The organism is Hyphomonas oceanitis SCH89, from assembly GCF_000685295.1.
GTDB classification, from domain to species: Bacteria; Pseudomonadota; Alphaproteobacteria; order Caulobacterales; family Hyphomonadaceae; genus Hyphomonas; species Hyphomonas oceanitis.
Genome location: NZ_ARYL01000015.1, coordinates 20,198 through 45,405 on the forward strand (window position 1 = coordinate 20,198; position 25,208 = coordinate 45,405).

Here is a 25,208-nt window from a genome sequence, read left to right on the forward strand (position 1 = left end):
GACAGCGCCTGAATAGCAATAGGCCTAACCCCAGTCGCAAGCGTCAGGCAACACGCAAAAAGCCGCCTGCCACGCGATGGCCAAATCGAAAATTGGATAAACTAGAACTTGAAGGCGGACTTGAGCCGGATACCCGTCTCGACCTGACTTTCTTCCCACTGGGTAGAATCATTCAGGCGCTCAGCGCCAAGGCTGACTTCACCACCAACCGAGAAGCGCGGTGTCACGCGGAATGTCGCGCCTGCCTGCATCTGCTCGCGCGGCAAGGGAGACGAATTCGGACGGGTCAGCATATCGAGATTGAGCTGCCAGCGGGCATTGCGGCCGAACTGGACAGAGAAATCATCGGTCGGTTCCGGTTGCCAGACCGGCTTGGTGTCCGCAGGCTTTGGGCGGGCAAACTGGCGATACCAGTCAGCTTCTGCGGCCTTGCTTTCGGAAAGGGATGGCGCATCCACGTTCATGGCGGTTTCTGCCATAGCCGGATCGGCCATGGCTGGCATTGCCAGCACAGCCGAGAACAGCATGAGAGAGAGGACCAAGCCCGATTTCATAATTCTGCACCTTACCCGTAAAGAGAATAGTCAGCGGCCCCAGTAAATAGAAGATTAACATTCGTTGAGGCGGCCAAATTAAAGCGATAGTGTGATTTCTAACACAATACCGTCCGCCGAATCCTCATTTTGAGGCACTCCGAGGGGCAGGACTCGCCTGAAGCGGGTTGTCTGGCTACGGTATCCTCCTGCAACACGCAGGCTGTCGGTAAGTTCCTTTGCCGCTCCAATGCTCCACGATTCGCTTTTGAGCCCTGTCAGGTCGTCCGTGGCCTCGCCATAGTCGACACCGAATTCCATCGAAAAGGCCTGCTTGGTGGCGCCAATCGTCCAGGCGGAATAGTCGCCGCTGCCGGAATCGAGGCCATTGTTGCTGCCCAGCACGCTGGCACCCAGCGTGATCGTGTCGAACTCCGCCGATGCGCCAGCAGACCAGGTCTCGACGGTTCCATAGATATCCGGTCGCAGCGCCGAGCTGACATCCGCGCGGCTATAGGCCAAGGCCCCACGCACACGCACGCCGCTCTCCCGCAACCGGCGCGACACATTTATGGCCGCCTCAGCCGCCGAATCCACGCTCACCTGCGGATTACCCGCCACACGTCGCTCCGGATCGCGGTCCAGTCCGCGCACATCGGCCGTCGGTGTATACGAAACGCCCGCGCGCACGCCAAGGATTCGCGGGCTGGCATAGCTTACCTTCAGCGCAGGTCCCGTCAGGTCATTGTCGGTGCGTATATAGGCTCGGCCGGTCGGGTCGAGCACCGGATTGGCTGTACTGGCCTTCAGGAATAGGCTCGGCGCGCCTTCGTAAAAGCGCGCGGCAACGCTCTTGTCGCGACCAAGCCGCACCTCGCCATAGCCCCCTTCAGCATAGACATAGGCCTGTTCCAGCTGCGCCCGCGTCCCGACATGTTCATGGCCAGTCCCGGGGGCAAGTCCGCTGAAAGCCCCCTGCCCGAGCCCGAAATCGCTGCCTGTCGCGCCGCTGAAGCCCGCCCTGTGGGGATTGTCCTGTTGGAGTTCAAACCGGCCAACGGCGCCGATCTCCAGCCCATTATCCAGAATGCGGTTGGTCGAGAGGTTCAGCGCTGTCGCCCAGGTCACCGGCGCGCCATCAGCAGTCGATGCAGCGACGGCAACTTCGGCCCCGCTTTCGGTTTCCCAGACCTCCCAGTCTTCCTGGGCAATGGCCTGTCCGGCCAATGGGCCCAACAAGGCCAGCAGTGTCAGTGGTTTCCACATGGTTTCTCTCCTGCAAACCCCTCGCGCCCTCTTCGGCATATCAGCACTGGCGAGCCCGGACTCCCCTTGTTATACAAACGCACGTCAACAAGGTCTTGCACTCAGGAACAATCTTCATGGTCAAACACATCCTCACCGCCGCCATGGCTGGCATGCTGATCGTTTCCGGCTGCCAGTTCGGCGGCAGCAAGTCCAACGATGCCAACATCACCCAGAAAAATGTCGGCACTGTGAACCCTTATCTCTGGCGCGCGACCCTGGACACGTTCGAGAACATGCCGGTCGACAGCGCTGATCCCGTCGGCGGCATCGTCAACTATGACTGGAAGTCCTTCCCGGACTCGCCGGACGAGCGCATCAAGGCCACAGTCTACATTCTCGACACGCGGCTACGCGCCGATGGCGTGAAGGTTTCGGTTTTCCGCCAGACCAACACAGACGGCACCTGGACCGACGCGACCGTCGACCCGGAAACCGGAATCCAGCTTGAGAACAAGATCCTTCAACGTGCGCGCACGCTTAAGGCTTCACAGATCGGCTAGAAAGCCACCAATCATACGTCTTTAAAGGAGCGGGACATGGCCACCCGTTATGATCCGCAGGCCGCGGAAAGCAGATGGCGTGCCGAGTGGGACGCAGCAAACCTGTTCAAGGCGAAATCACCGGCTGAGGCCGGGGACGCCCCCAAGGCATACATCCTCGAGATGTTCCCCTACCCGTCGGGCCGCCTGCACATGGGCCATGTGCGCAACTATGCCATGGGCGATGTCGTTGCCCGCCACCGCCGCGCCAAGGGCTATAACGTGCTCCACCCGATGGGCTGGGATGCGTTCGGCATGCCGGCCGAGAACGCCGCCATGCAGCGCGGCGTCCATCCCGGTAAATGGACCTACCAGAACATTGATGCGATGCGCGCCCAGCTGAAAAAGCTCGGCCTGTCGCTCGACTGGAGCCGCGAGTTCGCGACATGCGACCCGGAATATTATGGCGCCCAGCAGGGCCTCTTCCTGAAGATGCTGGAAAAAGGCCTCGTCTACCGCAAGGCCAGCAAGGTGAACTGGGATCCGGTCGATAATACTGTCCTGGCCAACGAGCAGGTCGTTGACGGTCGCGGCTGGCGCTCCGGCGCCGTGGTCGAACAGCGCGAACTGACCCAATGGTTTTTCCGCATCACGCATTATGCCGAGGACCTGCTGGCGGAAGTCCAGAAGCTCGAGCGCTGGCCCGAGAAGGTCCGCACGATGCAGGCCAACTGGATCGGCCGGTCGGAAGGCCTGCAGATGCGGTTCGAGTTCGCAGGCAATGCGCCAGCGAACTATGAAAAAGGCGTTGAGATTTTCACCACACGGCCGGACACATTGTTCGGTGCGAGCTTTATTGCGCTCTCTCCTGATCACCCGCTCGTGCTGCAACTGGCTGAAGGCAATGAAGCGCTCACGGCCTTCCGCGCCGAGTGCGCTGCTGTCGGCACAAGCGAAGAAGCCATCGAGAAGGCCCCGAAGCTCGGCTTCGATACAGGCCTCACCGTGCAGCATCCGTTTGAGCCCGGCCGCACGCTTCCGGTCTGGGTCGCGAACTTCGTGCTGATGGGCTATGGCACGGGCGCCATTTTCGGCTGCCCGGCGCACGACCAGCGCGACATTGAATTTGCCCGCAAGTATGGCCTCTCGGTCACGCCGGTTGTCCTGCCGCCAAACGCAGACGCCGCAACGTTCGACGTCGAAGACGATGCCTATACAGGCCCCGGTACGATCTTCCATTCCGGCTTCCTCGATGGCCAATCCATCGACGACGCCAAGCGCATGGCAATCGCCAAGATCGAATCCATGGGCCTCGGCGAGGGCAAGGTGAACTATCGCCTGCGCGACTGGGGCGTCTCGCGCCAGCGCTATTGGGGCTGCCCGATCCCGGTCGTGCATTGCGAAACCTGCGGTATCGTTCCGGTTCCGGCAGCTGACTTGCCGATCCGCCTGCCCGATGACGTTACCTTCGACGTGCCCGGCAACCCGCTGGAGCGCCATCCGACCTGGAAGCACACGACCTGCCCGAGCTGTAACGGCAAGGCCCGCCGCGAAACGGACACGCTGGACACGTTCGTAGACAGCTCCTGGTACTATGCGCGCTTCGCCAGCCCCGACGACATGGAAGAGCGCGCCTATTGGCTGCCGGTCGATCAATATGTCGGCGGCGTTGAGCATGCCGTGCTCCACCTGCTTTATGCTCGCTTCTTCGCCCGCGCCATGCGCGATGTCGGTGAGCTGGACTTGCCAAGCGGCGAGCCGTTCGCGGGCCTCTTCACGCAAGGCATGGTGACCCACGAAACCTACAAGTCAGACAGCGGCGTCTGGCTGGAGCCTTCCGAAGTCGAACAGCGCGACGGGAACTGGATCGAGATTTCGACCGGCGCGCCTGCAAGCGTTGGCCCGATCGAGAAAATGTCCAAGTCGAAGAAGAACACGGTCGACCCGGACGCCATCATCGGGGCCTTTGGCGCCGATATCGCGCGCTGGTTTGTCCTCTCGGACTCACCGCCGGAGCGCGACGTCGAATGGACACAGTCCGGCGCCGAAGGTGCAGCCCGCTTTGCGCAGCGCATCTGGAGCGTCTTCGATGCCCTGCCCCAAACGGGATCGACCGCTATTGGCGCAGACGATGGCTCGGTCGCACTGCGCAAGACGTCCCACAAGGCCGTCGCCTCCATCGACAAGGCGATCTCCGAGTTCCGGTTCAACTCGGCCGTCGCGACGATCTATGAATGGGTCACCGCGCTGAAAAAGGCTGAGACGGGTTCGGATGAGCTGGTCGGTGCGCGCATGGAAGGCGCTTCGATGCTGGCGCGCTGCCTGACATTGTTCATGCCGCACCTGGCCGAAACGTGCTGGGAACGCATTGGCGGCGAAGGCTTCGTCTCTGCAGCGGCCTGGCCTGAGCCTGACCCGGCCCTGCTGGTGGACGACAGTGTGACAATGGCCGTGCAGGTAAATGGCAAACGCCGCGGTGAAATCACTGTTTCCAAGGACCTCGCCAAGGAAGCCGTCGAGGCTGCAGCCTTCGCGGATCCCGAGGTTGCTGCCTTCCTCGATGGCAAGGACGTCAAGAAAACCATTGTCGTTCCCGGCCGCATCGTGAATATCGTGGTGGCATGAAACACTTCCTCGCTGCCTTCGCCCTGCTCAGCCTGAGCGCCTGTGGCTTCCAGCCGGTCTATGCACCGGGCAATAGTGCTCTGGCAGCCGGTGGGCCCATTACGGTCGAGCCGATCAACGGGCGTTCCGGATACATATTGCGCCGCGCGCTTCAGCAAGAGCTGGCCATCGGCCTGCCCGGCGTAACGGAGCCGGCGACCCTCAATGTGGTCTTGACCGAAAACCTCACGCGCCTGGCTTTCAAACCTGATGGGGCGGCCTCACGATCCAGCCTCTCAGCCGGGGCGCGATACGTCCTCGCACGTGACAACTCAGCCATTTCAGGCTCCACGGATGCGGTGACAGACTTTTCCGTACCGGCGCAGCCCTATGGCGACATCGCCGCTCAAACGAGCGCTGCGGACCGTACGATGCGCGAGCTGGCCAAACGTATCGTCCAGGATTTGCGTCTCCAGCTTATGGCTGACTGATGCTGCTAAAGGGCAAGCAAGCCGTCGCTTTCGCTCGCAGGCCTGATCCCGCCATTTGGGCCGTTCTGGCATTCGGTGAGGACGAAGGCCTCGCAAGCGATGCTGCCAGCAGCCTGATCAAGGCGTGGAAGCCCAGAGCCGGCGAGCTGGAAGTGACCGTCCTCGACGACGACGCCATCAAGAAAGATCCCTCCCTCCTGTTCGACAATCTGGAAGCTGTGTCCCTCCTTGGTGACCCACGGGCAATCCGTATACGGACCAATGGGGACAAGATCGCGGCACTCCTGGCTGAGGCCTTTGCCGAGGGTGACAAGCATCCCGATCGCTATGCGGCACGGCTCGTCATCGAGGCCGGTTCTCTTGCGTCTAAATCAAAGCTCCGCGCAACAGCGAGCAGTGCCAAGAATGCGGCCTGCCTTCAGCTGTTCGCAGATGAGGCTGGCGATATTCAAGAGCGGGTAAAAACGGCTCTTCTGGAAGTCGGCGCAACAATTGATACAGCTGCGCTCCATGCCTTTACGGGCGACCTGCCCGGCCATCGCGGTATTGCAAATGCCGAGATCGAGAAGCTCGCGCTTTATGCGCGCGGGCTGGGTCGCGACGTTTCGCTCAATGACATCCGCTCGCTGTCTGCAACGGATATCGACCACAACCTCTCTGCTGCTATTCGCGCAGCGCTGGACGGAAATATCGTCGCGGCCAATGTCGCCCTTCAGCGCCTCGAAGTTGCTGGCACATCCGCCATCTCGATCCTGCGGGCCCTGCAAAGCGAAACCTTGCGCATGCTCGACGCCCACAAGCGTATAGCCGCAGGCGAAGGCGCCCCCGGCATGAAGCTGCGCCCACCTGTATGGCAGAGCGACTGGCCAGCCTTTCGCGCGCGTCTCGGCAAGTGGCCACAGAAGCGGCTGATGCGGATCATGGAGCGTATCTATGAAGCCGAGCAGCAGGCGAAGTCCGGATCAGGTAGCGCCGACCCTGTTGTGCGTGTACTGATGAATGAGCTCGGCAAGGCTGCGGCCAGCGCGGCCTGATCAGCTACCGCGCTTGGCGGTAAGCCGCCGGCAGACATCATCCAGCTGTTCCAGGTCGCGATACTGAATCCGCAGCTCGCCGCCATTCTTGCCATGACGGATATCCACGGCGAGGCCCAGCGTACGCGTCAGGTCCGCCTCAAGCGCTTCTGTGTCGACATCCTTCTCATCAGCCATCTGCTTGGCTGACTTGGTCTCGACAGGTCCGCCCTCGCGCGCCTCTTTCGCTTTGGCCTCAACTTCCCGAACACTCAGGCCCTTCTCCGCCGCCAGCTTGACGAGCGCCTCAGGGTCCGGTGCGCCAAGTGCAGCGCGGGCATGACCGGCGCTCAGTTTCCCGTCGCGCACAAACGCCCGCGCGCTTTCGGGCAATTGCAGCAGGCGCAGTGTGTTGGCGATATGAACACGGCTCTTGCCGACGCTATTGGCGAGGCTGTCCTGTGTCCGCCCGAAACGCTTCATCAGCGCCTCATAGGCTTCGGCCTCTTCGATCGGGTTGAGGTCTGCGCGCTGCACGTTCTCGATGATGCCGATCTCGAGAAGCTCGAGCTCATCAATATCGCGCACCAAAGCCGGGATCGACTTCAGGCCCGCTATCTTGGCCGCACGCCAGCGACGTTCACCCGCGATGATCTGAAACTTGCCCTTATCCTTCGGATCCGGCCGCACGAGGATAGCCTGCAGCACGCCCTTGCTCTTCAGCGACTCCGCGAGCTCGTTCAGCGCGCCTTCATCAAAGGTGCGGCGCGGCTGGGCCGGATTCCGGCGAATAAGCTCAATATCGATCTCATTCGACGCCACACCCGGCTTGGAAGACAATTCCTTGTCGGAACCGCTACCGGCACCAACAGCATCGACCTCCCCCATCAGGGCGGACAATCCACGGCCTAGCCGTGCGGGTTTGGTCTTTCCCTCTTCGCTCATCGTAATCAGGCCGCTCTCGCTTTTTCGCGTTGCAGGACTTCGGAGGCGAGGCGGATATAGGCCTCGCTGCCAGGACACCGATAATCGTAAAGCAGTGCTGGCTTACCGAAGGATGGCGCCTCGGACAGACGGACATTCCGCGGTATGACCGTGTTATAGACCTTATTGCCGAAATAGGCGCGAACCTGGTCGGCCACTTCGTCCGACAAATTGTTGCGCCGGTCATACATGGTCAGCACCACGCCCTGTATTTCAAGGGCGGGATTAAGGCCCTGACGCACAAGTTCAACTGTCCGCATAAGTTGCGAAAGGCCTTCCAGCGCCAGAAACTCACACTGAAGCGGCACAAGCAGCGCATTGGCCGCCGTCATGGCGTTCAATGTCAATGCCGACAGGGATGGCGGGCAATCGATCAGGATATAATCGTATTTGACGAGGCCGCCCATTTCGGCCCGATCGACATAATTCATCAGCGCTTCGCGTAGGCGATACGAGCGACGGGCGTCCCCGGCCAGTTCCGTTTCGACGCCAGAAAGGTTCTCATCTCCGGGAACGATATCGAGCCGCGGAACGATGGTCGACAGGACCGTTTGTTCCATGTCTACGCGGTCAACGACCAGATCATAACTGGTCAACTCCCGGTCTGCCCGGGAAATACCAAGGCCTGTCGAGGCATTACCCTGCGCGTCGAAATCGACGATCAGAACGCGGCGACCTACAGCCGCCAATGCAGTTCCAAGGTTAATCGAAGTCGTGGTCTTACCGACCCCGCCCTTCTGATTCACCACAGCAAAAATCCTAGGCTTCGCCACCTTGTAGCTCCCTTACGATCAACACGACTCCCGACCCACCGCTTCGGCTCGGAATCGCCTCATGAGCGAATCTCCACCTTTGTCGGGCTTCCGTCAATTCTTCTTCCCAGCGTTCGCCCTTGAGGAACAGCCCTGTTGCACCGTTTTTCATCCAGGGAGAGGCGTAATCCAGAAGTTTGGGCAGCGGCGCAAAGGCCCGCGCGGTGACGAAATCAGCGCGGCTTGCCGGTGCCAATTCCACCCGTCCCTGATACACATCCGCCGATAATCCGGCCGCATCAATCGCCGCGTTCAGGAAGGCCGTTTTCTTGCCCACGCTTTCCATCATGGTCACGTGGCCTTCGGGTCGCGCCGCCGCAATAATAAGGCCGGGAAACCCCGCGCCTGACCCAAGATCCACCACGCGGGCCGTCTCAGGAATGTGGTCAAGCAATTGGAGACTATCCCAGACATGCCTTTGCCAGATATTCGGCCACTCGCGTGGCCCGATCAGATTTGACTTCTTCCGCCAGGAATCGAGCGTGTCGATCACCCGGTCCAAACGGTTAAGCGTTTCACGTGAAACATTATGAGCGGCCAGAAATACCGCGCGGTCATTCTCACTCGTCATCGGTCAGACCGCCTTCGCGCGACGTTTCACGTGGCTGAGCAATGCCGTCAAAGCACCAGGCGTCACGCCTTCAATACGGCCCGCCTGACCCAGTGTTGTCGGCCGGATCAATTCGAGCTTCTGACGGACTTCGTTGGAAAGCCCCCCAACCGCCGCATAATCCAGATCACGTGGAAGCGTCAGACCCTCGTCACGGCGTAGCGCGGCCACGTCCGCCGACTGGCGTTCGAGATATCCGGAATAGAGGGCCTCGATTTCCAATTGGGCCGCAATCTCCGGGGAGATATGAGCCAAGTCCGGCCAAACGATAGCAAGTTCCGCAAAACCGATATTCTTGTAGGCGAGATATTCCCAGGCAGATCGCACCCGGCCGTCCTGATTGATTTCCCACCCAGCCTGCGCCGCTTTGGCCGGTGAGAGCGTCAGGGCCTGGAGCATTTCACGCGCGCGGGTTAATGCATCTTGTTTCACGTGAAACACTTTGGCCCGAATTGGGCCTACACAGCCCATTTCGAGGCCTTTTCGTGTCAAACGCTGATCCGCATTGTCCGCACGGAGGGCCAGACGATATTCGGCACGCGATGTAAACATACGATATGGCTCCGTCACGCCACGCGTGACGAGGTCGTCAATGAGGACGCCGATATAGGCTTCGGCCCGGTCAAACATGACGGGTTCTTTGCCCGCACACGCCCGCGCCGCATTCAGACCTGCGACAAGGCCTTGGGCGCCCGCCTCTTCATATCCCGTGGTGCCATTGATCTGACCGGCCAAATAGAGGCCCGCCTGGGCACGGACTTCCAATGCCGGCGTCAATGCGCGCGGATCGACATAGTCATATTCAATCGCGTAGGCGTATTGCCGGATAACCACGTTTTCGAGGCCCGGAATGGTCCGGATGAATTGATCCTGGACCGTTTCCGGAAGCGACGTGGAAATGCCATTCGGATAGACCGTGTCGTCATCAAGGCCTTCCGGCTCCAGGAATATCTGGTGGCGGTCCCGATCAGCAAAACGGTGAACCTTGTCTTCGATGGACGGGCAATAGCGCGGGCCGCGTCCGGCAATCGCGCCGGAATAGACGGCCGATTGATTGATATTATCGGCGATGATCGCGTGCGTCTCCGCCGTCGTCCACGTGATACCGCACGCGACTTGGGGAACTTCTATTCGATCCGTCATATAGGAAAACGGCACCGGCAATTCGTCTGCCGCCTGCATCTCCAATTGGTCCCATGCAATCGTACTTCCATCAAGGCGCGCGGGTGTCCCGGTCTTCAACCGTCCCATTGGCAGCCCCATGCCATAAAGACGGTCGGACAGTCCTATCGCGGGCGCCTCGCCAACCCGGCCAGCAGGTATCCGTTTGTCGCCAATATGGATCATGCCCTTAAGGAACGTTCCTGTAGTGATAACTACAGATCGCGCATGATATACCGCGCCGGAAAGACCAACGACTCCCGTCAGAATATCATCCTCGATGATCAGGTCTTCAGCGCCGTCTTCGATGATTGTGAGATTGGAATAATCAGCCAGTTCAGCCTGCATCGCCTGGCGATAAAGCGCGCGGTCTATCTGCGCGCGCGGCCCCCAGACAGCCGGGCCTTTGGAGCGATTGAGCATGCGAAACTGGATGCCGGCCTTGTCCGCCATACGGCCCATCAAGCCATCAAGCGCGTCGATCTCGCGCACGAGATGACCTTTGCCGAGGCCCCCAATCGCCGGGTTACAACTCATCTCGCCAATGGTTGATCGCTTGTGCGTCACGAGGGCCGTGCGCGCGCCAAAGCGTGCCGCAGCCGCAGCCGCTTCGCAGCCAGCGTGTCCGCCGCCGATTACAATCACATCAAATTGGTCTGGCATCGCCATCAATAAAGTACCTTGGAATAGGGGGTGTTCTGGCGGCTATATAACCGCGCGGGGCCTCAAACCCTAGGGGTCATTTGCCGATGCAAAACTCGGAGAACACTGCGCCGAGCACATCCTCGACGCCCACCACGCCGATAATTGACCCAAGCTGGCGGAGAGCCATGCGGATGTCTTCAGCCGCAAGTTCAGCCCCGACATCCTGTTCAAGTGCGTCACGGGCGGCCTTCAAACTGCTCAACCCTTGGGTTAGCCGCTCCCTGTGGCGCTGGCGTGTTATCACCGGCGCCTCAACTGAAGCCGCATATTGATCAACGAACCGGGCGATCGCTTGTTCCAGCGCATCGACGCCCGAACCATCCCTGGCCGAGATCACATGGTCAGCGCTCACGCCATCCGGTACGGCGCCAAGATCGCTTTTGTTGACGACAACAAGATCCGTATCCAGCCGGTAATCCGTAGACAGATGGCCTATGTCCGGCGCCGAGGCATCCAGCACGAACAAACGCAAGTCTGCCTCACGCGCAGCCACTTCCGCCCGCCGCACACCTTCGGCCTCAATCTCATCTTCCGTCACACGCAGGCCAGCTGTATCGGCAATCCACACCACATGCCCGCCGAGCACGCGGCGCACTTCAATCACGTCGCGTGTCGTCCCGGCCTTCGCTGTCACGATAGCTGCTTCACGCCGCGCGAGACGATTGAGCAGGGTCGACTTGCCGGCGTTCGGCGCGCCGATAATGGCCACACGAAACCCGTCACGGATGCGCTCGCCAATCCCGCGATCGCCAAGCGCTGTTTCAATCTCGCCAATCAGGCGGCCAAGCTTTGCCAGGATCGGCGCCGTCGTATCCTGCGGCGCGTCGCCCTCATCCGGAAAATCAATGGCCACTTCGACCAGCGCGAGCACACCGGTCAGCTCGGCACGCCATTGGTCATAGGTCTGCGACAAGCCGCCGCCCAGCTGGCGCAGCGCCTGCGCCTTTTGCGCGACCGTCTCGGCCTCGATGATATCCGCAACACCTTCAGCTTCGGTCAGGTCCAATTTGCCTGCCTCGAAGGCCCGGCGTGTATATTCGCCCGGCTCAGCCATGCGAACGCCCTCATGCGCGGTCAGTGTGTCCAGCGCATGCGCGATCACCGCCGCCCCACCATGCAGGTAAAGCTCAAGCGTGTCCTCGCCCGTATAGCTGCCAGGGCCCGGCATGAAGAGCGCGAGGCCCCGATCAATCAGGGCGCCGTCATTATCTGTCATGTCCGTCAGACTTGCATGCCGCGCCGCGGGCAGACCGCTAGCGAGATGGCGCTCCGCCAACGCGCGCACATGCGGCCCCGACAAGCGCAGGATCGCGATCGCAGCCGGCGGCGCACCCGAAGCGAGGGCGCAGATTGTGTCGCGCTCGCTCATGTGCGCTCCATCATGCCTAGTTCTTCATGGCCTCGAAGAACTCGTCGTTCGTCTTCGTCTGGCGCAGCTTGTCGATCAGGAAGTCGATCGCATCGTTCGTGCCCATCGGGCCGAGGATACGGCGCAGGATATAGATCTTGGACAGCTGGTCAGCTGGCGTGATCAGCTCTTCTTTCCGCGTGCCGGACTTCATGATGTCGATGGCAGGGAAGGTGCGCTTGTCGGCAATCTTCCGGTCGAGCACGACTTCCGAGTTACCCGTACCTTTGAATTCCTCGAAGATCACTTCGTCCATCCGGCTGCCCGTATCGATCAGCGCCGTTGCGACGATTGTGAGTGAGCCCCCGTTTTCCACGTTCCGCGCTGCGCCGAAGAAGCGCTTCGGCCGTTGCAGCGCGTTGGCGTCCACACCGCCGGTCAGCACCTTGCCGGAGCTCGGCACGGTCGTGTTATAGGCGCGGCCCAGGCGGGTAATCGAGTCCAGCAGGATAACCACGTCGCGCTTGTGTTCGACCAGGCGTTTCGCCTTCTCGATCACCATTTCGGCGACCTGCACGTGGCGTGTCGCTGGCTCATCGAACGTCGACGCAACAACTTCGCCTTTCACCGTGCGGCGCATGTCGGTCACTTCTTCCGGGCGCTCGTCGATCAACAGCACGATCAGGTAGCATTCCGGATGGTTCTCTTCGATCGCGGCCGCAATGTTCTGCAGCAGCACGGTCTTACCGGTCCGTGGCGGCGCAACAATCAGGGCGCGCTGGCCTTTACCAATCGGAGATACAATATCGATCACGCGGCCCGAGCGATCTTTCTTCGTGGGGTCGCGGCTTTCCATCTTCATCCGCTCTTCGGGATAAAGCGGCGTCAGGTTATCGAAGTGCACCTTCTGGCGGGCCTTTTCAGGCTCCTCGAAATTGATTTTCGACACGTCGGTCAGCGCAAAATAGCGCTCATTGTCCTGAGGCGCCGTGATCGGGCCTTCAACCGTGTCACCGGTCCGGATATTCGCCTTTTTCAGCACTTCCGGGCTGACATAAATGTCGTCCGGGCCGGGCAAATAGTTGGATTCCGGTGAGCGCAGGAAGCCGAAGCCATCCGTCAGCACTTCCAGAACGCCCTGGCCCGTGATCTCGACTTCGCTGTCAGCCAGCTCCTTGAGGATCGCGAACAGCATGTCCTGCGTACGGAGCGCGGAGGCGTTCTCGACCTCAAGTTCCTCGGCATAGGCGAGAAGTTCTTCAGGGGATTTTGCTTTGAGTTCGCGGAGGGTGACGCTGGTAACGTTATCGAGCATGGATGAGGCCAATTAAAGGTGGAATCCGGGTGTGATCTGGGTCGGACTGAAATGTGGGGGACCGGGCGAATAGGACATCGCGCTGCACAAGGACTGTGCGCCGGTTGCAGGGTATATGGGCCTCGGACGCCCGTTTCGTCAAGTCTTCAATGCCTTATGGCCCTCAGAAGGGCTTCACGGCCACCAGGATGACAATCACGATCATCAGCAGGAAGGGCACTTCGTTGAGCATGCGAAGCCGCTTGGCTGGCACGCCATCCCCACCGCGATCCACTTTCTTGCCGAGACCAATGAAATAGCCATGCAGCCCGGAAAGAATCAGAACCAGCAGCAATTTTACGTGCAGCCAGCCTTGCGATAGCAGCGCAGGGTTCATCCACAGCATCGTCAGCCCGAACACCCAGACCAGGATCAGGCTGGGGTTCATGATGATCATCCGCAATTGCTGTGACGACTTTTTCATCGTCTCAAACAGAGGCTCGCCCGGTGTGCTGGACAATTGGTGGATCTTGTAGCGCGGATAGACGAGCAGGCTCGCCATCAGAGACACCACGAAAATGATATGGAGTGCTTTCACGAACAGATAGAGCATTGGCGCGGTCTCCTACTCGGCCTGAACGGCCACGGCCTGGCCAGCGCGGCGCGCGACATCGGCATGCGGGCAACCCGACGCGCCCGTCGGGCAAAGGCGGCTCCCGGCACACGACCGGATCGTATCGTTCATTTCAAGCGCAGCGATGGTTTCGCCCACCAGCGTCCGGATAAAGCCCGGATGCGTGCCCAGGGCTTCAACCCGCGTATAGCTCGCGGCGCCGTGCTGCTCGGCCAGTAATTTATATTCCTCACCGAGTTCGACCAGCGTTTCGATATGCTCCGAAACAAAGGCAATCGGCGCGATCAGAATGTTGCGCTTCTCTTTCGATGTGCGCTCGACTTCCAGATCGGTTGACGGCCCAATCCATTTCAGCGGTCCCACACGTGACTGGTAACAACCGACGACTTCCCAGTCCTGCGGCACGCGCGCGGCAATCATCGCGACCAGCGTTTCACATTGCCACTGATAGGGGTCGCCCGCCTCAACGATCTTTTCCGGCAGACCATGCGCCGAGAGCAGCAGCGATACGTTTTCCGGGCGCCCGGCCCGGTCAAAAGCGGCCATGATCTGGTCGACATGCGCGGCGATGAAGCTCTCTTCAAACGGATAGCAGCACACGGTCCGGGTCGGACCAGGATAATGCTTCTTCCATTCCTTCAGTGACGAGCCCGTCGTTGTCGTGGAGAATTGCGGATAGAGCGGCAGCAGCACAACTTCATCAGCGCCCCAGTCTTTCACCTGGCGGGCAACATCCCGGGTGAAAGGATGCCAGTAGCGCATCGCAATGAAGGTTCTCACTTCATCGCCGGGCAATGACGCCGCGAGCTCAATCTGCAGGGCTTCGGCCTGTTTCTCGGTTTCCGGCAGCAGGGGCGAGCCACCGCCTGCTCCCATCATCGCGTAATTCTTCTTCGCCGATGGCGCACGTGTCTTGGAAATGAAACGGGCCAGTGCCCAGCGGATCGGCAAGGGCGCCTGAATGATCGCCGGGTCATCGAACAGGTTACGCAGGAAGGGTTGCACCGAGTCCGGCCCATCAGGCCCACCCAGGTTGAACAGTACAACAGCAATCTTGCGACCCATGATTGGTCAGCCTTCCCGAATGATTTTCAGGACGCGCTCCACGTTCCCGATAGGTGTTTCCGGCCGGATACCATGGCCGAGGTTAAAGATATGGGGGCGCCCGGAATAAGCTTCCACAAGTTCGCGGACGCGTGCGTCCATACGCGAACCCCCTTCGATCAGCAGCAGCGGATCCAGATGGCCCTGCACAGGCATGCCGGCGACAATTTCAGCATTCACGAAAGACGGCACAGCGGCCGTATCGAGGCCGATCGCGGTCACACCTGTCTCGCGGGCATATTCCGGCAACATGGCGGCCGCCCCGCGCGGAAAACCGATAATCGGCACGGTCACGCCCATCTCCCGCAGCCGCGTCACGAGTTTCTTCGTCGGCGCGATAATCACTTCGCGGAAAATATTGTTCGGCAGGCCTTCAGCCCAGCTGTCGAACAGCATCAGCGCATCGGCGCCCGCCTCCACCTGTTTCAGCAAATAGTGGGCTGTCGCCTCAATCACATGGTCCATGACGGCGGCCAGCTCATCCGGTCTGCCATGCGCCCAGCGCCAGGCGAGCGACTTGTCCGTCTTGCCGCGGCCTTCGATGGCATAAAGGCTAACCGTCCAGGGTGAACCGGCAAAACCGATGAGGGCCGTTTCAGCCGACAGCTCAGCTTTCACGCGCGACACCGTTTCATAGACAGGCGCCAAACGATCCGCCGCTTTCTTCGCACGCACCTTGCCTAGGTCAGCTGCGGAATCGATCTGCTGCACCAGAGGGCCAACGCCCTTTTCGAACTCCACACCAAGGCCCATCGCATCGAGGATCAGCAGGATATCGGCAAACAGGATCGCTGCGTCCATGCCGTAACGGCGAACAGGCTGAAGCGTCGCTTCTGTTGCCATGGAAGGTGTGTAGCAAAAATCGAGAAAGTCTTTGGCCCGTGATCTCAACTCGAGATATTCTGGTAGGTGACGCCCGGCTTGCCGCATCATCCATACCGGAGGCACCTTGGCAGCTTCTCCGCCGAGAACCGATATCAGTTTTGGTGTGCTCGCTTGCCCCATGACTCTCAAATCTCTCATCTCTCAAAAGCCCGTCAGGGCGCTTATTATTACTACCCGGTGATATCAGGGGAGAAAGGCTACTCACAGGATTTGTCCAGCAAATTCCACATGGGAGTCACAGGGTGTCGCACCCCGTTAAGACTTGCTTAACCTTCAATGGCGGCGCTGGTTAATGACCCGTTAACACCCCTTCTGGAGTCACAGGATGGAACATAGGGGGATTCCCTGGGAGTCAGATTCCGCCGCATGTGGATGGATTGTGACTCCCGGTGTGAGGAATCATCTATGCACAGGAACTACACAGGTCTTGTGAAAACGCCCGGCCATCGGCAAGAGAGGAAGCCATGACCCCACCGCAGCGCCCCAGCATCTATTTCAACGTCCACCTTGTCTCAGACAGTACGGGCGAAACCCTCAATGCCGTTCAGCGGGCCGCGTGTGCGCAGTTCGAGAATGTACAGCCGCTCGAGCATAACTACTACCTCGTCCGCTCCGAACGTCAGCTTGAACGGGTGATGCGCGAGATCGAGGCTGCGCCGGGCGTCGTCTGGTATACGATTTCCGATGAAGCCCTGCGGGCGCGGCTGGAAGCCTTCTGCCGCGAGCGCGGTGTCGCCACCCTGCCAGTTCTCGACGCGTCCATCGCCATGCTCGGTCGCCATCTGGGGATTGCGGCCAACCACAAGGTTGCCGGCCAGCACGCGCTCGATCAGGATTATTTCGACCGGATGGAAGCGATCAATTTCACGCTCGCCCATGATGATGGCCAGAATGTCGACGGGCTGATCGGTGCCGACGTGATCCTGCTCGGCGTCAGCCGCACATCCAAGACGCCAACCTGTGTCTATCTCGCCAACCGCAAAGTCCGCGCTGGCAACATTCCGCTCGTGCCCGGTGTTGCGCTGCCTGACTTCATGGAAAAGCTTGGCGAGAAAGGCCCGATGGTGGTCGGCCTCAAGATCAGCGCCGAACGCCTCGTCCAGATCCGCCGCCAGCGCCTGATCTCGCTCAACCAGGACGAACACACGATTTATGCCGACGAGGACGCCGTGCGCGATGAGGTCACACAGGCCAACCGCCTCTTCCAGCGCAACAAGTGGAAGACGATCGATGTCTCCCGTCGCTCGGTAGAAGAAACAGCTGCGGCCATTCTTAACCTCCTGAACGAACGGCGCGGTCAGATATGAGTCTTGCCATCACCCTCGCCTCCGGCAGCGCCAGCCGGCGGGCGCTGCTTGCCGGCGCTGGCGTTGAAGCTGCCAGTATCAAACCGAATGTCGACGAAGACTCTGCCAAGGCCGCCATGCGCGCCGAAGGTATGTCGGTCCGCGACCAGGCCATGCAGCTTGCCGAGCTGAAAGCCGTCAAAGTTTCCAACCGCACCGAAGGCCTCGTCATCGGCGGAGACCAGATGCTCTCGCTCGACCGCGAAGCCTTCGACAAGCCGGTCGATCTCGAAGGGGCCCGCGATCACCTGCGCAAGCTCTCCGGCAAATCGCACACGCTCGAAACCGCCATCGTCATCTGCGAGAACGGCACGCCCGTCTGGCGCCACCTCGCCCGCCCGAAACTCACCATGCGCCCGCTCAGCGAAGCTTTCATCGATGACTATGTCGACCGCGTCGGCGAACCTCTTCTTGCTACCGTTGGCGCCTACCAGCTCGAAGGCCTCGGCGCGCAGCTCTTCACGCAGATCGAAGGCGACTATTTCTCGATCCTCGGCCTGCCGCTCCTGCCGCTGCTCGACTACCTTCGCATTCGGGGAGCCCTCGCCACATGACACAGCTCTACGGCGTTATCGGCGACCCGATCTCTCATTCGCTATCGCCCCTCATCCACAATGCCTGGCTGCGCGAGCACGGCATCGACGCGACCTATGAAGCGATGCAGGTGCCTGACGGCGAACTGGAATCGGCGCTTGATACGCTCACCCGCCAGGGTGCCCGCGGCCTCAACATCACCCTGCCCCACAAGCACACGGCCCTCGCCCTCGCCGAAGAGGCAGGTGATCTCGCCCGCCGCATCGGCGCAGCCAACACATTGATCCGTACAGATGCAGGTGGCTGGCGCGCCGAGAACACCGATGCGCCCGGCTTCCTCCACACGCTCGATCAGGCTGGCATCAGCGTAGCCGGGAAGAACGTGCTCCTCCTCGGTGCCGGCGGTTCTGCCCGCGCCCTCGCCTTTGTCCTGACAGACATGCGCGCCAAACTGACAATCAGTAACAGGACCGTCTCACGCGCAGAAGCCATCGCCGCTGACCTGCTGGACACGCCCGAAGTCTGCTCACTCGAAGACGGCTTGAATCGTCTGCCTGCGGCTGAAATCGTCATCAATACGCTCAGTCTCGGCCATTCCGGCCAATCGCTTGAGCTGCCCCCCGGTCACGGGCGCACTTTCTACGATATCAGCTATGGCGCAGCCGCAAACAAGACATTATCCGCGGCGGCCGCGCAGGATTGGGCCCCGATGGATGGCCTCGGCATGCTGGTCGCCCAGGCCGCCTTTGCCTTCGAACACTGGTTCGGCATTGTGCCCGATATGGAAGCGGCCGAGCGCAAGTGCCGCAAGGTTGTGGAGGCAACATCATGATCATCCTTGGACTGACCGGATCCATTGGTATGGGAAAATCCGCCACCGCCCAGCTCTTCCGCGATGAAGGCGTGCCCGTCTATGATGCCGATGCCGCCGTCCACGAACTCTACGGCAAGGGCGGCGCAGCCGTGGCGCCTGTCGAAGCGGCGTTTCCCGGCGTTGCCGTCGATGGCGCCATAGACCGCCTGCGCCTGCGCGAACGTGTGTTGAACGATGCCGAGGCCATGAAGCGCCTCGAATCCATCGTCCATCCGCTGGCCGGCAAGGCCCAGCATGATTTCCGCCAGGAGGCCCGCGAAGCCGGGGCGCCTTTCGTCGTCATCGACATCCCCCTGCTCTATGAAACGGGTGGCTGGCAGCTCTGCGATTATGTGGTCGTCGTCAGCGCTCCGGCCGAAGTCCAGCGCGAGCGCGTCCTCTCGCGGCCCGACATGACGGTTGAGACCTTCGAATCCATCCTGGCGCGTCAGGTGCCCGATGCAGAAAAGCGCGCCCGCGCTGACTTTGTGATCTCCACGGGCCATGGTTTCGAGTTTGCGCGCGACCATGTCCGGGCCATAATCGGCCTGATGAATCGCAAGGAAGAGGAAGCCCGTTCATGACCCCGCTCATCCGCGAGATTGCCTTCGATACGGAAACCACCGGCCTCAACCCGAACGATGGCGACCGGATCATCGAGATGGGCGCGGTCGAGATGATCAACCACATCCCGACCGGCAAGACATTCCACACCCGCATCAATCCGCGCCGCGCCGTGTCCGAGGCGACCATTCGCATCACCGGCCTGACGGATGATCATCTCAAGGATGCGCCCTTCTTCGAGGAGGAGCATGTCGTCGGCGCCTTCCTGGAATTTGTCGGTGACGCAACGCTCGTTGCCCACAATGCGGGCTTTGACCGGGGCTTCCTCAACATGGAACTTGCCCTCTGCGGCCGAGACCCGATCCCCGACGATCGCTGGCTCGATACGGCTGCCCTTGCGCGCAAGAAATATCCCGGCGCCCCGGCCAGCCTCGACGCGCTCTGCAAGCGTTTCGACATCTCGCTCGAAAGCCGCACGCTGCACGGCGCCCTCCTGGACAGCCAGCTGCTGGCCAGCGTCTATCTGGAACTGCTTGGCGGACGCGCGCGTGCCTTTTCCTTCGATACGCCGGAAACCGAGCTTGCAGCCGGCGAACGCCGCACAGCCCGCCAACGGCCCCAGAAGCTGCCTTCACTGCTGACAGAATCAGAGAAGGCCGCTCACGCGGCCTTCATCGAGACACTCGGTCCCGACTGTCTGTGGAAACAGGCCTGAGGCCTATTGCTGGGTCGGGGTTCCGGCCGCATTGGCGCGGCGCACCTGCGCCTGATACAGCGCCACGAAGTCGACCGGGTCGATCAGCAGCGGCGGGAAGCCACCTTCGCGCGTGATCTCTGCGATGATGCGGCGCGCAAACGGGAACAGAAGGCGGGGCGCTTCGATCAGCAGCATCGGCTCCAATTGGTCCTGCGCAACATTCTGCAGCTGGAACAGGCCGGCATAGTCCAGCTCGGAAATGAACATCACCTTGCCGTCGGCCAGTGCCTTGGCCGAGAGCTTCAGCGAAACCTCGAACAGACCATTGCCGTCCGCATGGGGCGTCGCGCCCACATCGATACCCAGATCGATATTAGGCTGTGACTGAACAGGCGCATGACCCGGGTTTTCGAAAGACAGGTCTTTCACATATTGTCCCAGAACGCGCATGATTGGCGCTGCGGGCTTCTCGCCATTTGGGTCTTGCGGGGGATTGGGGTTTCCCGGTGCGCTCGTGTCTGTCATGATGTTTCCTCTACCTGGATCGCACCGCGCGCCTAGCATGCGGCCTCCAAAGGCGCAACGTTCACTGGCGTTTACGGCCGCGCGTGCCTATCTAGGGGGAAGAGGCCGGATACTTGAAGGAATTCCATAAGACATGTTCGACCCAGTGATCGAGGTTTTAGTTTTGGCAGCCGTGGCGCTGATCGTCCTGTCGCGCCTGTACATGGCGCTCGGGCGTGGCGGTAATGACCGGCCTGTGCAGCGCCCAACCACTTCATCCACGCCCGCTGAAAGCAATGTCGCGGAGCTGGCCGAGCGTCGCGAGCGGCGTGTCATGGCAGAGCGCCCCATATTCACAGGCCCCGCAGCTGGCGGTCTCGAAGACATCTACAATGCCGATAACAGCTTTACCGTCTCCAGCTTCATGCAGGGCGCCAAGTCCGCCTATACGATGATCGTCGCGGCCTTTGCCAAGGGCGACCGGGCGGCGCTGCGGCCGATGCTGGACGATGATGTCTACGAAGCCTGGGACGAGGCCATCACGGCCCGCCAGACAAGCGGCGAGAAAACGTTCGAACTCCTCCGCGTCAAACGCGCCGAGATCGAAAGCGCCGAGCTGGATGGTGATATGGCCCGTATCGTGGTGCGCTATGAAGCCGAGCTCGGCGATGGCGAGATCACCCGCACGGCCAAGGAACACTGGACCTTCATGCGCAATGTCCGCGGCACGGATCCGAACTGGATCCTGGATGACGTCGATACGGTCGCCTGAACGGCCGATCAGTATTTCCTGACAGTTTTGGATGACAGCTGCGCGCAAAGCGGGCCATAAAACGCCTATGCTTCGCACACTGGCTATTGCTTTCCTGTCGCTCGCGCTTGTCTCGTGCCAGAGCACGCAGGCGCCCCGGTCCGTGCCATCACAGGCTGGGCCCGTCCTCTTGCCGCCCGTTGGCGTTGCATCCGGAGCCTACGGGGATTTGCCCGGCTGGTCAGGTGTCAGGCTGATGGACAGCGTTCAGGCTTTCCAGCGCAGCTGCACCAAGCTGCAGGCGCGTCCCAGGAATGCCGATCTCTCCGCAAAGGCCACCTGGGCCGGTCAGGTCGGGGAGTGGCTCCCGGCCTGCGCCGCCATGGCCCGTGTCCGCGACGAGGCAGGCGCCCGTGCTGCCTATCAGAGCCTTTTCACCCCCATCGAGGCGCTCTCGCCTGATGGCAACAGCCGCTTCACCGGCTATTTCGAGCCGACCTATGAAGCGCGCCGTACACCTGTGCCGCCCTTCACAGAGCCGGTCCCCGCCTTGCCGGCAGACCTCATTCCGAACGGCGCGTCGCCGCTACAGCGTCTGCCGGATGGCCGCACCCGCCCTTATCCCTCGCGTGAGGAAATCAGCCGGGCAGGCGTCGCACCGATTGCCTATGCGCATCCATCAGATGTCTTCTTCCTGCAGATTCAGGGTTCCGGCCGGCTGACCTTCCCGGATGGGTCCACAACGCGGGCTGTCTACGCCGCGCATAATGGACACAGGTTCAAGTCGACCGCCAATTGGCTCATGGAAACCGGCCGCATCACACGGGGTGAGGCCAGCATGCAGGGCATCCGTGCCTGGATGGACCGCGCCGGCCCTGCCGAGGCGCGCCTCGCGATGAACCAGAACCCGCGCTATGTTTTCTTCCGCGCCGAGCCTGAAGGCGACCCCACGCTCGGACCCGTAGGTGCCCAGGGCGTGCCACTCACGCCGCTCGCCTCAATGGCGGTGGACACTGATATCCAGCCGCTCGGCATGCCCATGTTCGTCGAGACCATCGCGCCGGGTCTGGGCGGGCATTGGTCAGGCCTTCTCATCTCGCAGGACACAGGCGGCGCCATCAAGGGGGCGGTGCGCGGTGACCTCTATTTCGGTACGGGCACCGACGCGGGTTCGCGCGCCGGCACCATGAACGCGCCCGGCCGCCTTTGGGTCCTCCTGCCTCGGGCGGTGGCTGACAGGCTCCTGCGCAACATGATGGTGTCTGAAGCCCCGGGTCTTGGCGATCCGCCCGCAGCGCCCTAGACGGGCCTCATGTCGAAGCGCCCCCTGACCCCTGAAGAAGCCAAGGCCTGGTCGCGCGTCGCGAAATCCATCAAACCCATCGGCCCGGCGCCGGAAGACTTCGGCGCGTTGATTTCGGCCCTCGAAGCGGGCGAACCGGACCAGAAAGCCCCCGCGAATGGTCCGGGAATACCCACCCGGCGCCCCGCAACGCCCCGTGAAGTACCCGCGAACGGTCCGGGAATACCCGTCGGTGGTCCGGCAAATCGCGGCAAGGAAAAGCGCGTGAAGCGGGGCAAACTCGTCGTTTCAGCGACGTTCGACCTGCACGGACATACACAAGCCACAGCAGCCCGCGCCCTGCCCGGCTTCCTGTCAAATGCCCAGGCAGACGGTTCGCGTTGTGTATTGGTTATTACAGGTAAGGGTCGATTGGGCGAAGGCGTGCTGAAGCGCAATTTCCTCGCCTGGCTCGACACGGATCATGCCCGCACGCTCGTGTCAGGCTATGCCGAAGCGCACCAGCGCCATGGCGGCGCCGGTGCGTTCTATGTGTTTCTTCGTAAACTGCAGTCCTGACTGCAGATCCGGCTAGCTGAAGTCGCGGAAGACGTCGGCCGCAGACACGTCCTTCTTGTGACGATCATCTTCCTGCTCAGCTTCGTATGCAGCCGCATCGTCCTGCGTCGGCACAAGGCCCGGACCTTCCGTATTGAGGCTCTTTTCAGCTTCAATACGGCGGCGCTTATCCGCCGATTTCGCGATCACTTCATCCAGTTCGATCTGGGTGCAAAGGCCCAGCGTCACAGGGTCAACCGGACGGATGTTCTGCGAATTCCAGTGCGACTTGTCCCGCACATTGTTGATCGTCGACTTGGTCGTACCGATCGTCTTGGAAATCTGCGCGTCCGACACTTCCGGGTGGTTACGGATGAACCACGCCACGGCGTCCGGCTTGTCCTGACGGCGAATGACCGGTGTGTAGCGGCTGCCCTTGCGCGGCGGCTGCGGGATGTGCGCGATCTTGGATGCGGCAACTTTCAGGACATAATCAGGGTTCTCTTCGCCGCGCGCGATTTCCTCACGCGACAGGATACCGCCAGCGATCGGGTCAACGCCGCGCATGTTCTCGGCGACGTCCCCATCGGCGATGCCTTTGACCTCAAGATGGTGCAGGCCAGAGAAAGCTGCGATTTGCGTGAAGGTCAGGGTCGTATTGTCCAGCAGCCAGACGGCTGTCGCCTTGGGCATCAGAATCTCGGACATGGGATGTCTCCTTGGAGCACGTTGGGGCCTGAAATGCAGCCGCCCGACACATCGTGCCGGGCGGTCAAGGTTTCAGGCAAGCTTGGAACCTGAAAACATTATAGATCATGCGATGCTGAATGAAAAGGCATACGTCTCAGAGGGTGAGAATGATCTTGCCCGAATGAGCGCCTTTCCCCATGTAGGCCTGCGCCGCCTCGGCCTCCGACATGGCGAACGTCTTGTCCAGAACGGGCTTGATACGGCCAGACACGACATGCGGCCAGAAATCCTTTTCCACCGCGTCGCGGATGCGCTGCTTCTCCGGCACGGGCCGCGCCCGCAGCGTGGTTGCAGCCAGCGTCAGCCGCTTCATCAGCACGGGCGCGAAGTTGACCTCCGCCGTAAAACCATTCTGGTAGGCGATATTGACGATGCGGCCGTCCACTTTCGCCGCGCCGATATTTTTCTGAACGTAATCACCGCCGACCATGTCGAGCGTGACGTCCACGCCGCCCGCCTCGCGCACGACAGCCTCAAAGTCCTCGGTCTTGTAATTGATCGCCCGATCAGCGCCCAGTTCTGCAGCAAGTGCGCATTTCTCGTCGCTGCCGGCCGTGGCGAAAATCTTTCCCGCGCCTGCCACACGCGCCATCTGGATCGCCATGACGCCAATCCCGCTGGTGCCGCCATGGCAAAGGAAATCCTCGCCAGTCTTAAGACCGACCCGATCGAACACATTGGCCCATGCGGTGAAGAGGGCTTCCGGGAAACAGGCAGCATGTGCCATGTCCATGCCTTCAGGAATGGGCAGGAGCGAGCCCTGGTCCACGGCTGCGCGCTCAGCATAGCCACCGCCAGCCAGCAGGCCGCAAACAGCGTCGCCCACCTTCCAGCGCGTCACACCTTCGCCCAGGGCCTCGATATGGCCAGCGATTTCGAGGCCCATGATGTTGGACGCACCCGGCGGCGGCGGATAGGCGCCCTTGCGCTGGATCAGGTCTGCGCGGTTGAGACCGGCGGCGGCGACCTTCACGAGCACTTCACCCTGTTTCAGCGTGGGCACTTCGACGTCACCAAGACGGAGCGGCGCGCCATCCTCCACGATTACGGCTTTCATCATCTCGGTCATGGCGTCGTTCCTTCATGAAAATGGCGGTCAGGGAGTCGCTTCTAGCCCGCCTTTCTGTTTTTATGAAAGCCTACCGGCGTATGCAGAGAAGGAGAGGCCCCGTGTTTGAAGAAGAACCGATCCTGACAAATCGCGGCCAGACACTGGATCAGATGTCGATCGACGAACTGCACGCACGTATCAGCACCTTGCGCGACCAGATCGCGGCATGCGAGACTGAAATCGCAAAGAAAGAGGCCCAGAAATCTGCGGCCGACGCCCTGTTTGGCGGAAAGAGTTAAGGCCTCGGAAACGGGTTATGACTTAAGTATCGAGATTGCATTTTGTGTTCTGAG

27 protein-coding genes are annotated in these 25,208 nt (G+C 61.0%); 13 read left to right on the top strand and 14 right to left on the bottom strand.

The genetic code is table 11. From position 1 onward, the window contains the following. Positions 1-101 precede the first annotated feature (101 nt). Both HOC_RS10885 and HOC_RS10890 read right to left on the bottom strand, forming a co-directional pair. Positions 102-554 carry an NtrZ family periplasmic regulatory protein gene (locus tag HOC_RS10885; RefSeq protein WP_156950466.1) on the bottom strand — a complete coding sequence of 151 codons (453 nt, stop codon included), beginning with the start codon at positions 552-554 and terminating at the stop codon, positions 102-104. Between the two features lie 78 nt (positions 555-632). Further along, positions 633-1,799, bottom strand: a complete 1,167-nt coding sequence (locus HOC_RS10890) for a porin (RefSeq protein WP_035538440.1) — start codon at positions 1,797-1,799, stop codon at positions 633-635. A gap of 116 nt (positions 1,800-1,915) precedes the next feature. On the opposite strand from HOC_RS10890, the gene HOC_RS10895 reads away from it, so the two are divergent. Genes HOC_RS10895 through holA form a run of 4 tightly spaced genes read left to right on the top strand, consistent with a single transcriptional unit; the run spans position 1,916 to position 6,449 of the window. Next, entirely contained in the window at positions 1,916-2,341 is a 426-nt protein-coding gene (locus HOC_RS10895) for a DUF3576 domain-containing protein (RefSeq protein WP_084146269.1), read from the top strand. 36 nt (positions 2,342-2,377) lie between these two features. Beyond that, complete coding sequence (gene leuS, locus HOC_RS10900) at positions 2,378-4,945, top strand: leucine--tRNA ligase (protein ID WP_035538442.1); 2,568 nt, start codon at positions 2,378-2,380, stop codon at positions 4,943-4,945. After that, positions 4,942-5,415, top strand: a complete 474-nt coding sequence (gene lptE / locus HOC_RS10905; RefSeq protein ID WP_051624780.1) for an LPS assembly lipoprotein LptE — start codon at positions 4,942-4,944, stop codon at positions 5,413-5,415. Before leuS ends, lptE begins: the two co-directional genes overlap by 4 nt. Beyond that, a complete protein-coding gene (gene holA, locus HOC_RS10910; protein WP_035538445.1) occupies positions 5,415-6,449 on the top strand; it encodes a DNA polymerase III subunit delta in 1,035 nt (344 codons plus the stop codon). Before lptE ends, holA begins: the two co-directional genes overlap by 1 nt. Here the strand turns inward: holA and HOC_RS10915 are convergent, their stop codons facing one another. The 9 genes from HOC_RS10915 to hemE all read right to left on the bottom strand — a co-directional run bounded on the left by HOC_RS10915 (position 6,450) and on the right by hemE (position 16,103). Beyond that, complete coding sequence (locus HOC_RS10915) at positions 6,450-7,373, bottom strand: ParB/RepB/Spo0J family partition protein (RefSeq protein ID WP_035538449.1); 924 nt, start codon at positions 7,371-7,373, stop codon at positions 6,450-6,452. A 5-nt stretch (positions 7,374-7,378) separates the two neighbouring features. Next, positions 7,379-8,185, bottom strand: a complete 807-nt coding sequence (locus tag HOC_RS10920) for a ParA family protein (protein ID WP_035538452.1) — start codon at positions 8,183-8,185, stop codon at positions 7,379-7,381. Continuing rightward, positions 8,172-8,795 carry a 16S rRNA (guanine(527)-N(7))-methyltransferase RsmG gene (gene rsmG, locus HOC_RS10925; protein ID WP_051624781.1) on the bottom strand — a complete coding sequence of 208 codons (624 nt, stop codon included), beginning with the start codon at positions 8,793-8,795 and terminating at the stop codon, positions 8,172-8,174. Before rsmG ends, HOC_RS10920 begins: the two co-directional genes overlap by 14 nt. 3 nt (positions 8,796-8,798) lie before the next feature. Then, positions 8,799-10,658: a tRNA uridine-5-carboxymethylaminomethyl(34) synthesis enzyme MnmG gene (gene mnmG, locus HOC_RS10930; protein WP_035538595.1), complete on the bottom strand. Its 1,860-nt coding sequence runs from the start codon at positions 10,656-10,658 to the stop codon at positions 8,799-8,801. Positions 10,659-10,734: 76 nt separating this feature from the next. Next, complete coding sequence (gene mnmE / locus HOC_RS10935; RefSeq protein ID WP_035538454.1) at positions 10,735-12,069, bottom strand: tRNA uridine-5-carboxymethylaminomethyl(34) synthesis GTPase MnmE; 1,335 nt, start codon at positions 12,067-12,069, stop codon at positions 10,735-10,737. Positions 12,070-12,085: 16 nt separating this feature from the next. After that, on the bottom strand, positions 12,086-13,363 hold the full coding sequence (gene rho / locus HOC_RS10940) for a transcription termination factor Rho (protein ID WP_034737674.1): 1,278 nt from the start codon (positions 13,361-13,363) through the stop codon (positions 12,086-12,088). Between the two features lie 163 nt (positions 13,364-13,526). Further along, positions 13,527-13,955, bottom strand: a complete 429-nt coding sequence (locus tag HOC_RS10945; RefSeq protein ID WP_035538455.1) for a CopD family protein — start codon at positions 13,953-13,955, stop codon at positions 13,527-13,529. 12 nt (positions 13,956-13,967) lie between these two features. After that, a complete protein-coding gene (gene hemH / locus HOC_RS10950) occupies positions 13,968-15,041 on the bottom strand; it encodes a ferrochelatase (protein ID WP_035538456.1) in 1,074 nt (357 codons plus the stop codon). A gap of 6 nt (positions 15,042-15,047) precedes the next feature. Next, complete coding sequence (gene hemE / locus HOC_RS10955; protein ID WP_241766981.1) at positions 15,048-16,103, bottom strand: uroporphyrinogen decarboxylase; 1,056 nt, start codon at positions 16,101-16,103, stop codon at positions 15,048-15,050. Between the two features lie 326 nt (positions 16,104-16,429). Here hemE and HOC_RS10960 point away from each other — a divergent pair, with 326 nt between their 5' ends. From HOC_RS10960 to dnaQ, 5 genes are read left to right on the top strand one after another with little or no spacing between them, the layout of a single operon-like run. Beyond that, positions 16,430-17,272, top strand: coding sequence for a pyruvate, water dikinase regulatory protein (locus HOC_RS10960; protein WP_035538458.1), 843 nt, complete (start codon positions 16,430-16,432; stop codon positions 17,270-17,272). Continuing rightward, positions 17,269-17,865 carry a Maf family protein gene (locus HOC_RS10965; RefSeq protein ID WP_035538459.1) on the top strand — a complete coding sequence of 199 codons (597 nt, stop codon included), beginning with the start codon at positions 17,269-17,271 and terminating at the stop codon, positions 17,863-17,865. Before HOC_RS10960 ends, HOC_RS10965 begins: the two co-directional genes overlap by 4 nt. Beyond that, entirely contained in the window at positions 17,862-18,677 is an 816-nt protein-coding gene (aroE, locus tag HOC_RS10970) for a shikimate dehydrogenase (RefSeq protein WP_035538461.1), read from the top strand. Before HOC_RS10965 ends, aroE begins: the two co-directional genes overlap by 4 nt. Next, positions 18,674-19,282, top strand: coding sequence for a dephospho-CoA kinase (gene coaE, locus HOC_RS10975; RefSeq protein WP_035538463.1), 609 nt, complete (start codon positions 18,674-18,676; stop codon positions 19,280-19,282). The genes aroE and coaE overlap by 4 nt, the downstream gene beginning before the upstream one ends. Continuing rightward, positions 19,279-19,977, top strand: a complete 699-nt coding sequence (gene dnaQ, locus HOC_RS10980; protein WP_035538464.1) for a DNA polymerase III subunit epsilon — start codon at positions 19,279-19,281, stop codon at positions 19,975-19,977. Before coaE ends, dnaQ begins: the two co-directional genes overlap by 4 nt. A gap of 3 nt (positions 19,978-19,980) precedes the next feature. On the opposite strand, the gene secB is transcribed toward dnaQ, so the two are convergent. Further along, positions 19,981-20,484 carry a protein-export chaperone SecB gene (secB, locus tag HOC_RS10985; protein WP_035538465.1) on the bottom strand — a complete coding sequence of 168 codons (504 nt, stop codon included), beginning with the start codon at positions 20,482-20,484 and terminating at the stop codon, positions 19,981-19,983. Positions 20,485-20,617: 133 nt separating this feature from the next. Between secB and HOC_RS10990 the strand changes: the two genes are divergently transcribed. From HOC_RS10990 to HOC_RS11000, 3 genes are all read left to right on the top strand, one after another. Beyond that, on the top strand, positions 20,618-21,235 hold the full coding sequence (locus tag HOC_RS10990) for a Tim44/TimA family putative adaptor protein (RefSeq protein WP_035538466.1): 618 nt from the start codon (positions 20,618-20,620) through the stop codon (positions 21,233-21,235). 67 nt (positions 21,236-21,302) lie between these two features. Continuing rightward, a complete protein-coding gene (mltA, locus tag HOC_RS10995; protein WP_051624793.1) occupies positions 21,303-22,517 on the top strand; it encodes a murein transglycosylase A in 1,215 nt (404 codons plus the stop codon). A 9-nt stretch (positions 22,518-22,526) separates the two neighbouring features. Beyond that, entirely contained in the window at positions 22,527-23,075 is a 549-nt protein-coding gene (locus HOC_RS11000; protein WP_035538468.1) for a Smr/MutS family protein, read from the top strand. Between the two features lie 12 nt (positions 23,076-23,087). Here the strand turns inward: HOC_RS11000 and HOC_RS11005 are convergent, their stop codons facing one another. Together HOC_RS11005 and HOC_RS11010 are read right to left on the bottom strand one after the other, a co-directional pair. Then, positions 23,088-23,762: a DUF1013 domain-containing protein gene (locus HOC_RS11005; protein WP_034737698.1), complete on the bottom strand. Its 675-nt coding sequence runs from the start codon at positions 23,760-23,762 to the stop codon at positions 23,088-23,090. Positions 23,763-23,898: 136 nt separating this feature from the next. Further along, positions 23,899-24,873 carry an NAD(P)H-quinone oxidoreductase gene (locus HOC_RS11010; RefSeq protein WP_035538471.1) on the bottom strand — a complete coding sequence of 325 codons (975 nt, stop codon included), beginning with the start codon at positions 24,871-24,873 and terminating at the stop codon, positions 23,899-23,901. A gap of 101 nt (positions 24,874-24,974) precedes the next feature. On the opposite strand from HOC_RS11010, the gene HOC_RS11015 reads away from it, so the two are divergent. Beyond that, positions 24,975-25,154 carry a DUF1192 domain-containing protein gene (locus HOC_RS11015; protein ID WP_241766982.1) on the top strand — a complete coding sequence of 60 codons (180 nt, stop codon included), beginning with the start codon at positions 24,975-24,977 and terminating at the stop codon, positions 25,152-25,154. Positions 25,155-25,208: the final 54 nt, after the last annotated feature.

Excerpts from the sequence above, each read along its gene's own strand:
- rsmG (WP_051624781.1), bottom strand. The coding sequence starts at position 8,795 with ATGACGAGTGAGAATGACCGCGCGGTATTTCTGGCCGCTCATAATGTT.
- HOC_RS10960 (WP_035538458.1), top strand. The coding sequence starts at position 16,430 with ATGACCCCACCGCAGCGCCCCAGCATCTATTTCAACGTCCACCTTGTC.
- hemE (WP_241766981.1), bottom strand. The coding sequence starts at position 16,103 with ATGAGAGATTTGAGAGTCATGGGGCAAGCGAGCACACCAAAACTGATA.
- HOC_RS10890 (WP_035538440.1), bottom strand. The coding sequence starts at position 1,799 with ATGTGGAAACCACTGACACTGCTGGCCTTGTTGGGCCCATTGGCCGGA.
- leuS (WP_035538442.1), top strand. The coding sequence starts at position 2,378 with ATGGCCACCCGTTATGATCCGCAGGCCGCGGAAAGCAGATGGCGTGCC.
- mltA (WP_051624793.1), top strand. The coding sequence starts at position 21,303 with ATGCTTCGCACACTGGCTATTGCTTTCCTGTCGCTCGCGCTTGTCTCG.
- HOC_RS10915 (WP_035538449.1), bottom strand. The coding sequence starts at position 7,373 with ATGAGCGAAGAGGGAAAGACCAAACCCGCACGGCTAGGCCGTGGATTG.
- mnmG (WP_035538595.1), bottom strand. The coding sequence starts at position 10,658 with ATGCCAGACCAATTTGATGTGATTGTAATCGGCGGCGGACACGCTGGC.
- lptE (WP_051624780.1), top strand. The coding sequence starts at position 4,942 with ATGAAACACTTCCTCGCTGCCTTCGCCCTGCTCAGCCTGAGCGCCTGT.
- aroE (WP_035538461.1), top strand. The coding sequence starts at position 17,862 with ATGACACAGCTCTACGGCGTTATCGGCGACCCGATCTCTCATTCGCTA.
- holA (WP_035538445.1), top strand. The coding sequence starts at position 5,415 with ATGCTGCTAAAGGGCAAGCAAGCCGTCGCTTTCGCTCGCAGGCCTGAT.
- HOC_RS10945 (WP_035538455.1), bottom strand. The coding sequence starts at position 13,955 with ATGCTCTATCTGTTCGTGAAAGCACTCCATATCATTTTCGTGGTGTCT.
- hemH (WP_035538456.1), bottom strand. The coding sequence starts at position 15,041 with ATGGGTCGCAAGATTGCTGTTGTACTGTTCAACCTGGGTGGGCCTGAT.
- HOC_RS11005 (WP_034737698.1), bottom strand. The coding sequence starts at position 23,762 with ATGTCCGAGATTCTGATGCCCAAGGCGACAGCCGTCTGGCTGCTGGAC.
- HOC_RS10990 (WP_035538466.1), top strand. The coding sequence starts at position 20,618 with ATGTTCGACCCAGTGATCGAGGTTTTAGTTTTGGCAGCCGTGGCGCTG.
- HOC_RS10895 (WP_084146269.1), top strand. The coding sequence starts at position 1,916 with ATGGTCAAACACATCCTCACCGCCGCCATGGCTGGCATGCTGATCGTT.
- dnaQ (WP_035538464.1), top strand. The coding sequence starts at position 19,279 with ATGACCCCGCTCATCCGCGAGATTGCCTTCGATACGGAAACCACCGGC.
- mnmE (WP_035538454.1), bottom strand. The coding sequence starts at position 12,069 with ATGAGCGAGCGCGACACAATCTGCGCCCTCGCTTCGGGTGCGCCGCCG.
- HOC_RS11010 (WP_035538471.1), bottom strand. The coding sequence starts at position 24,873 with ATGACCGAGATGATGAAAGCCGTAATCGTGGAGGATGGCGCGCCGCTC.
- secB (WP_035538465.1), bottom strand. The coding sequence starts at position 20,484 with ATGACAGACACGAGCGCACCGGGAAACCCCAATCCCCCGCAAGACCCA.
- coaE (WP_035538463.1), top strand. The coding sequence starts at position 18,674 with ATGATCATCCTTGGACTGACCGGATCCATTGGTATGGGAAAATCCGCC.
- HOC_RS10965 (WP_035538459.1), top strand. The coding sequence starts at position 17,269 with ATGAGTCTTGCCATCACCCTCGCCTCCGGCAGCGCCAGCCGGCGGGCG.
- rho (WP_034737674.1), bottom strand. The coding sequence starts at position 13,363 with ATGCTCGATAACGTTACCAGCGTCACCCTCCGCGAACTCAAAGCAAAA.
- HOC_RS11000 (WP_035538468.1), top strand. The coding sequence starts at position 22,527 with ATGTCGAAGCGCCCCCTGACCCCTGAAGAAGCCAAGGCCTGGTCGCGC.
- HOC_RS10885 (WP_156950466.1), bottom strand. The coding sequence starts at position 554 with ATGAAATCGGGCTTGGTCCTCTCTCTCATGCTGTTCTCGGCTGTGCTG.